At 59.6% G+C, this 11,986-nt stretch carries 10 protein-coding genes; 3 read left to right on the forward strand and 7 right to left on the reverse strand.

Annotation, left to right across the window (positions count from 1 at the left end; all coding sequences use genetic code 11):
- Window positions 1–107: 107 nt before the first annotated feature.
- From SIB38_RS13255 to SIB38_RS13275, 5 genes are all read right to left on the reverse strand, one after another.
- On the reverse strand, window positions 108–791 hold the full coding sequence (locus SIB38_RS13255) for a DUF502 domain-containing protein (protein WP_294119235.1): 684 nt from the start codon (window positions 789–791) through the stop codon (window positions 108–110).
- Window positions 792–932: 141 nt separating this feature from the next.
- Window positions 933–1,850: a pseudouridine-5'-phosphate glycosidase gene (locus SIB38_RS13260; RefSeq protein ID WP_294119236.1), complete on the reverse strand. Its 918-nt coding sequence runs from the start codon at window positions 1,848–1,850 to the stop codon at window positions 933–935.
- Window positions 1,847–2,752: a PfkB family carbohydrate kinase gene (locus SIB38_RS13265; protein WP_412550345.1), complete on the reverse strand. Its 906-nt coding sequence runs from the start codon at window positions 2,750–2,752 to the stop codon at window positions 1,847–1,849. Before SIB38_RS13265 ends, SIB38_RS13260 begins: the two co-directional genes overlap by 4 nt.
- 15 nt (window positions 2,753–2,767) lie before the next feature.
- Window positions 2,768–3,391 carry a thiamine phosphate synthase gene (locus SIB38_RS13270; RefSeq protein WP_294119239.1) on the reverse strand — a complete coding sequence of 208 codons (624 nt, stop codon included), beginning with the start codon at window positions 3,389–3,391 and terminating at the stop codon, window positions 2,768–2,770.
- An 83-nt stretch (window positions 3,392–3,474) separates the two neighbouring features.
- On the reverse strand, window positions 3,475–3,804 hold the full coding sequence (locus SIB38_RS13275; RefSeq protein ID WP_412550346.1) for a TfoX/Sxy family protein: 330 nt from the start codon (window positions 3,802–3,804) through the stop codon (window positions 3,475–3,477).
- A 125-nt stretch (window positions 3,805–3,929) separates the two neighbouring features.
- On the opposite strand from SIB38_RS13275, the gene SIB38_RS13280 reads away from it, so the two are divergent.
- The 3 genes from SIB38_RS13280 (at window position 3,930) to SIB38_RS13290 (ending at window position 7,423) form a co-directional block, all read left to right on the forward strand.
- Window positions 3,930–4,673 (forward strand): RNA methyltransferase, encoded by a 744-nt coding sequence (locus SIB38_RS13280; protein ID WP_294119242.1) that lies wholly within the window; start codon window positions 3,930–3,932, stop codon window positions 4,671–4,673.
- A 106-nt stretch (window positions 4,674–4,779) separates the two neighbouring features.
- On the forward strand, window positions 4,780–5,931 hold the full coding sequence (gene ctaA, locus SIB38_RS13285; RefSeq protein WP_294119243.1) for a heme A synthase: 1,152 nt from the start codon (window positions 4,780–4,782) through the stop codon (window positions 5,929–5,931).
- 16 nt (window positions 5,932–5,947) lie between these two features.
- Window positions 5,948–7,423, forward strand: a complete 1,476-nt coding sequence (locus tag SIB38_RS13290) for a carboxypeptidase M32 (protein WP_294119244.1) — start codon at window positions 5,948–5,950, stop codon at window positions 7,421–7,423.
- Between the two features lie 94 nt (window positions 7,424–7,517).
- On the opposite strand, the gene SIB38_RS13295 is transcribed toward SIB38_RS13290, so the two are convergent.
- Both SIB38_RS13295 and gyrA read right to left on the reverse strand, forming a co-directional pair.
- Entirely contained in the window at window positions 7,518–9,083 is a 1,566-nt protein-coding gene (locus tag SIB38_RS13295; RefSeq protein WP_412550347.1) for a YARHG domain-containing protein, read from the reverse strand.
- Window positions 9,084–9,222: 139 nt separating this feature from the next.
- Window positions 9,223–11,958, reverse strand: coding sequence for a DNA gyrase subunit A (gene gyrA, locus SIB38_RS13300; protein ID WP_412550348.1), 2,736 nt, complete (start codon window positions 11,956–11,958; stop codon window positions 9,223–9,225).
- Between the last annotated feature and the right edge of the window lie 28 nt (window positions 11,959–11,986).

Genomic DNA, 11,986 nt, shown 5'->3' on the forward strand with positions numbered 1-11,986 from the left:
TCTTGCGGAACGTGCTTGATGTGGCGCTGCGCGACAGGATTGGGGCGCTGCGTCCGTCCCATCACAGATGAGATTTCCCGTGAGAGTTGAGGCTAAATGAAGTGGTCTCACTCTTCCGGCGGCTGGGTCGGGTCTTTGGGGTTTGGGTAAACCAATCCAGCGGAAATCACCAATTTGGCCGCGTCTTCCACGGACATGTCGAGTTCGATGATGTCGTCTTTGGGGAAGAACAGCAGAAAGCCGGAGGTTGGGTTCGGAGTGGTTGGTACAAATACACTCATTAATGGGCTGGTGGTGGCTGCAGTGTAAGCCACCTCGCCTTTGGCGTTAGTGGAGATGAAACCAATCGCCCAGATTCCGCGACGCGGGTACTCGATCAGGCAGGCTTTCTCAAAGCTGCGCTCGGTTTGGGCAAAAACGGTTTCGGCGATCTGTTTCACACCGGAGTAGATCGAGCGCACCACCGGCATGCGCGAGACGAGGTTTTCGGCAAAGCGCAGCAGGGAGCGGCCCATCAGGCCTTTGGCAATCCAGCCTACAAGGATGGTGAAGATCAGGAAGATGATCATCCCTACGCCGCGCAGGTTGATGCCGATGTATTTTTCCGGCTGAATTGTCGAAGGGATTAGCGGCAGGACAAATCCATCTACCCAGCCCACAAAGGTCCAGACCAGCCAGATGGTCATGGCGATGGGCAAAATGACAACAATCCCCGTGAGAAAGCTGGACCGCAGGCGGGCAAAGAAGCCGGATTTGTGCGGTGTTTCGTTTTCGTCAAAAGGTGTCGTCATGAGGGGTCCTAGGGTCAGCCTGATGTTTAGTTAGGCATTTGTGTGTGGCGCTGCAATGACGATTGTTTGGGGGCCACATTTTGCGGCTGTCACGACGTGTCACAACGCCGTGGCAGCCTGTTATTTGCGCAAGATTTGGGCTTAAGCCTTGAGGGCGGCGGCGATGTCCGCGGCAAGGCGGGCGTTGTTGCGCACCAGTGCGATATTGGCGACCAGCGATTTGCCATCGGTGAGCTCAAAGATGCGGGCCAGCAGGAAAGGCGTGACGTCTTTGCCGGTCACGCCTTGGGCCTCGGCCTCTTCGGTGGCTTGGGCAATCACCGGGGCCAGTTCAGAGGCCGGGATTTCGTCGGCTGCTGGAATTGGATTGGCGACCAGCTGACCGCCTGGTAAGGCCATTGCGCCCCGTGTTTTATGAGCTGCGGCGATGTCAGCGGCGTTGTCCATGCGCAGCGGTGAAGTGAGATTGGAGGTGGCGGACCAGAAGGCCGGGAAGCTGTCTTGGCCGTAGGTGATGACTGGCACGCCGTTGGTTTCCAGCACTTCGAGGGTTTTGGGCACGTCGAGGATGGCTTTGGCACCAGCCGCCACCACGGTGACCGGGGTGTGGGCCAATTCAGTGAGGTCGGCGGAGATGTCAAAGCTGTCTTCCGCACCTTTGTGTACGCCGCCGATGCCGCCAGTGGCAAAGACGTCGATGCCTGCCAAATGCGCTGCAATCATAGTGGCAGCCACGGTGGTGGCGCCGGTGCGGCCTTGCGCCATGATCACCGGCATGTCTGCGCGGGAGACTTTGGCGACGTTTTTGGCCTGCGCGAGCTCTTCAAGCTGATCGTTGGTCAGCCCGGCATGCAAGGTGCCATTCAAAACGGCCATGGTGGCGGGCACGGCACCTTTTGCACGAATGTCGGCTTCGACCTGTTTCGCCACCTCGAGGTTTTGCGGATATGGCATGCCATGGGTGATGATCGTGCTTTCGAGCGCCACGATGGGCGTGCCGTTTTTCTTGGCCTCTTCCACTTCGGGGGAAAGGACCAGATCGAGGGAAATGAGGCTCATGTGGCGTGTTCTCCGGAGACGTATTTGGCGGCAGCGGTGAGGGCGCGATCAAGCGCGTCTTCGCGGCTGGCGTTTTGGGATTCGGCTACGATATGCGCGGCCATGAAGGTGTCGCCAGCGCCGGTGACCCGGGTCACCAGAACGGCAGGTGGTTGTTGGGTGAACACGCCGTCCGCCGTGCCGTCAGAGGCGGAGTTGCCGCCATCGGTGACAAGCGCGCGGGCAGCGCCACGGGCGAGCAGACCTTCGGCGGCTTCGGCGGAGGAGGTGAACTCGGTTTGGCAGAGGTAGCCCGCTTCCTCGAGGTTCACATAGAGCACGGCACGGGAGTGCATCAGGAAGGGCATCAGGCGTTCCGCTTTGCCCGGGGACGCGGGCGCGACGCGCAGGTCGGCGGCGGAGAACAGCGGGCTGCGGGCGATCTGATCGAGCAGACGCTGAGTCAGGTTGCCGTCGAGCGCGATGAGGCCGGGGTAGGGTGCGGCCTCGCTTCCAAGGGTGCCGTCTTCCAGAGGCGACAGGATTTTGTCGCCTGCCGCCTCAAGGCTGTGGGCGTCGGCGATGGCGGCAATAAGCCCGTTTTTGCCTTCGACCGCCATATAGGTGTCGGTGGGCAGGTCTGCGGAGCGATAGACGTAGTCCATAATGGCGCCCATCTCGGTGCAGGCGGTCATCAGCTCGTCGCCTTCCACATCTTGACCGATGGCCGACAGCGCTGCGGGACGCAGGCCAAAGCGGGCCAGCGTCATGGCGATGTTCCAGGCCACGCCACCCGGCAGGCGGGTGATGCGGCCGGGCACGTCGGAGCCTTGACGCATGTGGCTGGGCGCGCGGCCGATGATATCCCAGAGGACGGAGCCGATGCAGAGGATGTCTGGCTGAGAGGGGGCCTGTGCGGTCATGCGCGCTCCGGTAGGTTAGGCGCCAAAGGCGGCGTGTAGCTCTTGGAGTCTGGCTACAGGATCGTCGCTGCGCCAGATTTCTTCGCCGATGCCAAAGAAGTCGGTGAAAGGCGCGAGCTTTGCAATAATGTCGGCATTCAGCGCGCCCTCGGCCACTACAGGCACCTCGATCATGGCGGACCACCATTCAAACAGGTCTTTTTCTGCAAGGGTGCCGTCGCCAAGTGTCGTGCTGCCAACCGGGCCAAAGGCCACGTAATCCGCGCCGTTTTCGCCGGCGGTCATGCCTTCATGGGAAGACGCGCCGCAGAAAGCGCCAACAATGGCGTCTTTGCCAAGCTCTTTGCGGGTTTTCGCCACGGAGCGGGCCGCGTCGGTGAGGTGTACGCCATCCAGACCAAGGCGTTCGGAGAGTTGTACATGCTCGTCGATCACAATGGCGACGTCGCGGGCATGGGCCACTTCGCGCAACGCGTCGGCAGCGCGTGACAGGCGGTCTTCGTCTTTGGTGGCCAGCGCCATGCGGACACAGGCGATGTCGGCGGCGTCCAACACGGAGGCGAGTTGATCAGGGAAGCGGGAGAGTTCGATTTCCGGCGGGGTGATCAGGTAGATCTGCGGCAGCTCTGTGTCGGACATGCTCGGGCTCCAGATGGTCGTGTGCGAAGGTTTGGATCGCGTCGCTATAACGTGGATTTTTGCGCTTGGCTATCGGGAGTTGGCTATTTGGGCGGAAGACTTTGTGCGTTGGTTAAGGCCAGCGCGATCACCTGTGCGCGGCGGGTATCGTCGCCCAAGAGATCTTCGGACAGATCCACCATGCCGCCCATCTTGCGGCCGGTGAAGGAGAGCGGGTCGACGCCCTCGATTTCCAGGGCCTCTGCCTCGCGGGGTTTGCCCACGCGGGCCATGCCGCCGTCTTTGTGCACGCCGCAAACCATGTTGCTGTAATGCAGAAAACAGAGCCCGCCGAACATTTTCTTTTCTGTGATGCCGTCGATGTCGGCGAGGTCTTCGCGCATCAAGGTGGCGTGTCCTTCGTCGTAAGCCATTGAGGTTTCTCCTGTTGAAATGATTTTTTGCCTGCGGCGCGAGTATTTTTAGCAAGATGAAGCAGGGTGGCTTGTTTTGAAAGGGTGAGGGCGTTATCAGCGGGCGGATTTTTCAGGAGACCGTCATGACCAGTGCCACGCCACAGCCCGCCTTTGTGCTTGTTCGCCCGCAGATGGGGGAAAATATCGGTGGCGCGGCGCGGGCGATGTTGAATTTTGGGTTGGACAAGATGCGCGTGGTGGACCCGCGCGACGGCTGGCCCAATGAGCGGGCGGTGGCGATGGCGTCCGGTGCTGGCCGGGTGTTGGATGCGGCGTTTTTGACTGAGACTACAGAGCAGGCGCTGGAAGACTGTCATTATGTCTTTGCCACCACCGCGCGGGCGCGGGGGCTGACCAAGCCAGTGGTGACGCCTGAAACGGCGATGAAGCAGGCCGCCGAGATGATTGCACGTGGCGAGAAAGTTGCGGTGTTGTTTGGACCAGAGCGGGCTGGACTTGAAAATGAAGACATCGCGCGGGCCAATGCGATTATCAATGTGCCAGTGAACCCGGAATATGCCTCGTTGAATTTGGCGCAGTGCGTGTTGCTGACCGCCTATGAGTGGCGGCGTCAGAGCGCGGACATCGTGCATGAGCGCGTGGACATGTCCAAGACCGATTGGGCCAACAACGCCGATGTGGACGCGCTGGGGCGGCACTATGAAGAACGTCTTGAAGAGGCGGGCTTTTTCTTCCCCGAGGAGAAGGCGGAAGGCATGAAGGTCAATCTGCGCAATATGTGGAGCCGGATGCGGCTGACCCGCGCGGATGTGCAGATGTTGCACGGGGTGATGCGACAGATGGTCCGCTGGAAGGAAAAAGGCTGAGATTTGCCTTTTGTCGCAAGGCTGAACAAACATTCACATCGTATCTGAGAGTGGTTGAAGCTTCGGCGTGGCCCCACTAGGCTCGCGCCAAGATTTGGAGACAGCGATGAGCCAGAAACGCAGCATTTTTGAAGAGGTCAGCGAAGACGGACCCAAAGACACCCCCAGTGCGGTGGGTGTGATTGACAGCGGTGCCAAAGGCGCGCGGCGGGGCATTCGCATCTGGCTGATGATCCTGTTTGCACTGGTTTTTGTGATGATTGCCGTGGGCGGGCTGACTCGCCTGACCGACAGTGGTCTGTCGATCACGGAATGGCGTCCCGTGACCGGGGCGATCCCGCCGATGAGCGAGGCGGATTGGCAAGGTGAGTTCGACAAATACAAGCAGATTGACCAGTGGGCGATCGACAACAACTGGATGACTCTTGAGGACTTCAAATACATCTACTGGTGGGAATGGGGTCACCGTCAGCTGGGCCGTGTGATTGGTCTTGTCTGGGCGCTTGGCTTTGCCGGGTTTGCGATTGCGCGGCAAATTCCAACGGGGTGGACTGGGCGCTTGTTCCTGATTGGCGCGCTTGGCGGGCTGCAAGGGGCTGTGGGCTGGTGGATGGTCGCCAGTGGCGTGACCTCTGGGGAAGGTGTGACCACGGTGGCGAGCTATCGTTTGGCGACGCATCTGGGGTTGGCCTTTGTGATCTTGGGCTTCATCACCTGGTACATCTTGCTGTTGGGGCGCAGTGAGCGTGACCTGATGCAGGCGCGGCGCGGCAAAGAGGCCAAGCTGTTTGGCATGTCCACCGGCCTGCTGCATATGACGGGCGTGCAGATACTGCTGGGCGCTTTGGTTGCCGGAATTGACGCGGGGCGCAGCTATACCGATTGGCCTTTGATGGCGGGGCAGTTTTTCCCACCGGATGCCTTTTATGTAGAGCCGCTGTGGCGGAACTTCTTTGAAAATGCAGGGCTTGTGCAGTTTATCCACCGGATGTGGGGCTATCTGCTGTTGATTTTTGCCGTCGTGGTCTGGCGGCGTGGGCAAGGCTCCGCGCATGGGCACACGCGGTTTGCATTTAATGCTGCCTTTGCCGCAATTGCGGTGCAGATTGCGATTGGCATCGCCACTGTGCTCTACGCAGCACAGGTGCACATTGCGATTACGCACCAAGCCATTGCTGTTGTGGTTTGGGTTCTGATCCTGCGGGCGCGGTTCCTGAGCCACTATCCGATTGCAACCTCGGTGCGTGACGCATCCTGAGAGAAGGAAAATAAGAATGTCTGCATATGAGCAGTTGATGGCCTTTACCCACACCACGCAGGCGTTGGGCGAGGTGGCCGGACGTTTGGGCTGGGATCAGGAGGCGATCATGCCAGCCGGGGCCGCGCCCCAACGCGCCGAAGAGATGGCGGCGATGGAAAGCGTGCTGCACGCGCGCCGGATTGATCCCAAAGTTGGCGAGTGGCTGGCGGCGATTGATGAGGCGCAGCTGGATGAGGTGGGTCGCGCGCAGGTGCGTCATATCCGTAAGTCGTTTGAGCGAACCTCCAAGGTGCCGGCGGACTTGGCGGCGGAGATTGCCAAGGTGACCAGCCGCGCGCAGGGCATTTGGGCGCAGGCGCGCTCGGATGAAGATGTGGCGGCTTTCCTGCCAACCTTGGAAGAGGTTGTCGGGCTGAAGCGTCAGGAAGGTCAGGCGCTGGCCGCCGGTGGTGATGTCTATGACGCCATGGTCGACGACTATGAGCCGGAGATGACCGCCGAAGAAATCGCAGCGATGTTTGACGCGATGCGGCCACGGTTGGTGGCGTTGCGGGCGGCGGTTTTGGCTGCGGAGGCGCCGCAGAAATTGACCGGCACCTTCGCGGCGAACAAGCAGATGGCGCTGACAAGCAAATTGGCGGCAAGCTTTGGCTATGATTTTGACCATGGGCGCATTGATTGTGTGACCCATCCGTTTTGCTCGGGCTCCGGCAAAGATGTACGGATCACCACGCGCACCAGCGAGAGCGATCCGTTTAACTGTTTCTATTCCACAATCCACGAAGTGGGCCACGCGGCTTATGAGCAAGGCATTGATGACGCGTATCTTTTGACGCCACTGGGCCGTGGTGTGTCGATGGGCGTGCATGAGAGCCAGAGCCGGATTTACGAGAACCAGATGGGCCGCTCGCGCGCTTATACCGGATGGCTGTTTGAGCAGATGAAAGCGGAGTTTGGCGACTTTGGCATCGACTCAGCCGAAGGGTTTTACGGTACCGTGAACCGCGTGAATGATGGCTACATCCGGACCGAGGCCGATGAGGTGCAGTACAACCTGCATATCATGCTGCGCTTTGATCTGGAACGTGCCTTGATGCTAGGCGATTTGGCTGTCGGTGATCTTGAAGCGGCGTGGAATGACCGCTTCAAAGCAGACTTTGGCTATGCGGTGGACAAGCCCTCCAACGGTGTGTTGCAGGATGTGCATTGGTCCGTGGGCCTGTTTGGCTACTTCCCTACGTATTCGCTGGGCAACGTTTATGCCGGGTGCCTGAATGAGGCGCTGCGCGTGGCTGTCCCAGATCTGGATGCGCAATTGGCGCAGGGGGACACGTCGGCTGCGACTGGTTGGCTGCGGGAAAATCTGCAGCAGCACGGTGGGTTGCGCAAACCAGCCGATACCATCGCGCATGCCATTGGCAAGCCACCAACTGGGGAGCCGTTGCTGGACTACTTGGAAGCCAAGTTTGGTGATATTTACAAGCTATAACGCTTGCGGGTTTTGAAATAGAAAAGGGACGCTTTGGCGCCCCTTTTTTGTTTGGCGTGAGAAATTGTTTTGCCTGAGTGCAGGTGACCTTTGGTCAGCAGCCGAGGTCTTTCTCGCCTTGTTTGATGATTTTCAGTAGTTCAGCGTCACGGCCTGAGATTTCGGGGGATTTTGTGAAGCAGCTGTCGTTGCCAAAGGTTGCAATGCCGCGCTCGGAGCTAAAACAGTAGCCGTTTTCGTGGAAAATACGGTTGCGATGGTACCAGAGATCGTCGCAGGTCAGTGATTGCGTGTCGGTGCTTTCTGTGGTCGCAGCTGCTTCTATTGGTTCTTCTGGCGCGACGGGAAGGTCGCTGAGAAACTGAATCATTGGAAACAACATCAGCGCGGCGTAGCTGTGCAGGTGGTTGTCCTGGTCTTGTTGAAGGGTCTGCCAGTACGCGTAGGGGGAGCGCACGTGCTGTGGCTCGGGGTCAGAGTAGGGGCTGCGCGGCGCCTGATAGCCGATCCGCACGTCTATGGGGTGTCGGCTGCGGGCATCCCAAGCGGTGCGGGGTGTCCCGAAATTGGCGGTTTCCCCAACTTCGCGGGAAGTGTCCAGGCGTACGACACAATCTTCAGCGCCGTATGGGCCGCCGGTGCGGTAGCCGCGGCGGTGTCCGTAGATTGCGCCGTCCCGCTGCTCGATTTTGAGGTCACTGGTGTAAAACGGCCCGTCTTCGGATTGGTTTTCAGGCAGTTCCAGTGAGACAATTTCCATAAACTCCGCCCAGATGTCCGCGAGACCGGCCAGCGGATGGGGCTTCCATGTGGGCGCCAGGGCCCAGGAAAACGCGCCGTCATCCATCAGAAAAACGTTGTCGCATATCGTGTTGATCAGCTGGCGGTCGAGCGTGACGCTGTAGGAGATACCGGTCACTGCGACTTTGGCAAACAGCGCGTCCCCAACCGTGTCGACATAGTACATCGCATGTGGCGGTGTTTCGATGCTGCGTGCGTAGAGATATGGGGTGAGGTAAGGTGTGCCCTCGTCGTCGACCTTTTGCGCAAAAGCAAACAAGAGGGAGGAGTCCCGTATGGCTTCGTCATACACGGCGGCCACTTCTTCGGCGTCATAAGTTTCGCCGTCATCTGGCAGGACAATCCGGGGCGCATGCACGCCAAGACGTGCGGTGGGCGCGATGGCGCGCATGGCAATGGTTTCGTAGCTTTCGCCTTCAAAGGTATGTGCTCCAGCGAGGAACAGATTGGAGCAGGCGGACGCGCAGAGGTCTCCGTCAGCCACATAGGTTTGCAAGTCGGCAAAGGCGTCGCGCAGGAAGTCTACGATGACCAAGGATTCGTACAGGTCGCCGCCGGGGCTGTTGAAGCAGAGCGTGGCGCCGTCGGGCAGGCCGTTGTAGAAGCTTTCGCCATCATAGCCAAAGAGCGCGTGAAATCTCTGGAGATCGCCCCGCGTGACGCCGCCCTCATAAAGCACAGTGCAATTGGCGTATTTCCCACTGAGCTCCTGCGCTAGGATTGCACCGCCGTATTCGGCGTCAATTTCAGATTGGGACGACGTGGTGTTGAGGGTGAGGTTCGCTGTGAATGCGCTGCTGGCGGGCAGGCAGAGCGCGGCTCCTACGGCAAAAGCGCGAGACAGAGAGTGTTTGGTCATTTGGGTGCCATGGTGAGTGTTGGTGGCTGAAGAAAGTCATACAAGGGATTGCCTGGCAACATAAATCTGACCTCAGAAAAGCAAATGGCCCCACACGGTTGTGCGGGGCCATTTGGCGTTTGTCACATGTGGGGCGAGATTACTCCTCGCTGCCAACCTCATCTTCGTCCTGCTCAGCAATCCAAGCCACAGAGACCACTTCTTCGCCTTTGCCGGTGTTGAACACCCGCACGCCACCGGCGGATCGGGAGCGGAAGGAGATGCCATCCACCGGAACACGGATCGATTGGCCCTTGGAGGTTGCCAGCATGATCTGATCGCCCATCTCCACAGGGAAGGATGCCACCAGCGCACCACCGCGCATGTTTTTGTCCATGGTGGCCACACCCTGACCTCCGCGGCCGCGGACCGGATAGTCGTGGCTGGAGCTGAGCTTGCCTGCGCCACCAGCGGTGATGGTCAGGATCAAGTTTTCAGCTGCGGACATTTCGGCGTAGCGCTCCTGGGAGAGTTCACCGGCTGGTGCTTCCTCGTCATCGCTGGCGTCATCGGCCAGACCGGCCACGGCGCGGCGCATTTTGAGGTAGGCGGCGCGCTCTTCGCTTTCGGCGCGGAAGTGGCGGATCACGGACATGGAGACCACTTCGTCATCGCCATTGAGCTTGATGCCACGCACACCCACAGAGGCGCGAGAATTGAACACGCGCACTTCGGTGGTTGGGAAACGGATCGCGCGGCCGGAGTTGGTCACCAGCATCACATCGTCCTCTTCGGTACAGATGCGCGCGTTGATCAACTTGGTGTCGGCGTTGTCGTCCTCAAACTTCATCGCAATTTTGCCGTTGGATTTCACGTTGGTGAAATCGGACAGGCGGTTGCGGCGCACAGTGCCTGCGGAGGTCGCAAACATGATCTGCAGATCGTCCCACTCATCCTCTGGACGGTCGACCGGCATGATGGCCGCGATCGAGACGCCGGTTGGGATCGGCAGGATGTTCACAATGGCCTTGCCCTTGGCGGTGCGGCCGCCCAGCGGCAGGCGCCAGGTCTTGAGTTTATAGGCCATGCCGTCGGTGGTGAAGAACAAAAGCTGCGTGTGGGTGTTGGCCACAAAGAGCGTGGTGACCACGTCCTCTTCTTTGGTTTGCATGCCAGAAATGCCCTTGCCGCCACGCTTCTGGGCGCGGAAATCGGCGAGTGGGGTGCGCTTGATGTAGCCACCGGAGGTCACGGTCACCACCATGTCCTCGCGCTCGATCAGATCTTCGTCGTCCATGTCACCGGACCAGTCGACGATTTCCGTGCGACGTGGCACAGCGAAGGCTTCACGCACTTCGCGCAACTCGTCGCCGATGATGCCCATGATGCGCTCACGAGATCCGAGAATTTCAAGGTATTCCTTGATCTTAGAGGCCAGTTCTTCAAGTTCGTCGGTGACTTCTTTCACACCAATCTGGGTCAGACGTTGCAGGCGCAATTCGAGGATCGCGCGGGCCTGAGTTTCGGACAGGTTGTAGGTCCCGTCCTCATTCATGGTGTGGGTTGGATCGTCAATCAGACGAATATAGGCGGCGATGCTTTCCGCTGGCCAGCGGCGGGTCATCAGCTTTTCACGCGCTTCAGCCGCATCCGCAGAGGCACGGATGGTCGCAACCACCTCGTCCACGTTTGTCACAGCGACGGCCAAGCCACAGAGAATGTGGCTGCGCTCGCGGGCTTTGCGTAGCAGATAGGCGGTGCGGCGGGCGACCACTTCTTCGCGGAAGTCGATGAAGGAGGTCAGGAAGCGGCGCAGGGTGAGCTGCTCCGGACGACCACCGTTCAGGGCTAGCATGTTACAGCCAAAGTGCGTTTGCATCGGGGTGAAACGGAACAATTGGTTCAGCACCACCTCGGCGGTGGCGTCACGCTTGAGCTCGACAACAACGCGCACGCCGTCGCGGTCGGATTCATCCTGAACGTGGGCGATGCCTTCGATGCGCTTGTCGCGGGCCGCTTCGGCGATCTTTTCGATCATAGCGGCCTTGTTCACCTGATAAGGAATCTCATCGATGACTATCGCGTAGCGGTCCTTGCGGATTTCTTCGACGCTGGTTTTGGAGCGGATGATGACGCTGCCGCGGCCTTCTAGGTAGGCTTTGCGGGCGCCGGAACGACCCAACAAGATGCCGCCGGTCGGGAAATCCGGACCGGGCACGTAATCGATCAGCTGTTCGGAGGTCAGGTCCGGATCGTCGATCAGCGCCAGAGTGGCGTCGATGACTTCGCCAAGGTTGTGTGGCGGGATATTGGTGGCCATACCCACCGCAATACCACCCGCGCCGTTGACCAGCATGTTCGGGAAACGGGCCGGAAGTACGGTCGGTTCCTGGTCCTTGCCGTCGTAGTTGTCCTGAAAATCGACGGTTTCCTTGTCGATGTCAGACAGCAGCGCGCCAGCAGGCTTGTCCATGCGAACTTCGGTGTAACGCATGGCCGCCGGGTTGTCGCCGTCCATGGAGCCAAAGTTACCCTGACCATCCAGCAGTGGCAGGGACATGGAGAAATCCTGCGCCATACGCACCAACGCGTCATAGATCGCGGAGTCGCCGTGCGGGTGGTATTTACCCATCACGTCGCCCACAGGACGCGCCGACTTGCGGTAGGCCTTGTCGTGGGTGTTGCCGGTCTCATGCATGGCATAAAGGATGCGGCGGTGCACCGGTTTCAGGCCGTCACGCAGATCGGGAATGGCGCGGCTGACGATCACGCTCATTGCGTAGTCAAGGTAGCTGGCGCGCATTTCCTCCTCGATGGTCACAGAAGGACCGTCGTGGATCATCCGCTCGTGTGTGGTTTCTTCTTCGTTTTCAGGGGTTTCCGGCGTGTCGCTCAAGTCCCAGTCTCGCTTCTATTTGGCGGTC

The sequence above is a fragment of the Shimia sp. MIT910701 genome (assembly GCF_047126315.1).
Classification (GTDB): domain Bacteria; phylum Pseudomonadota; class Alphaproteobacteria; order Rhodobacterales; family Rhodobacteraceae; genus Shimia.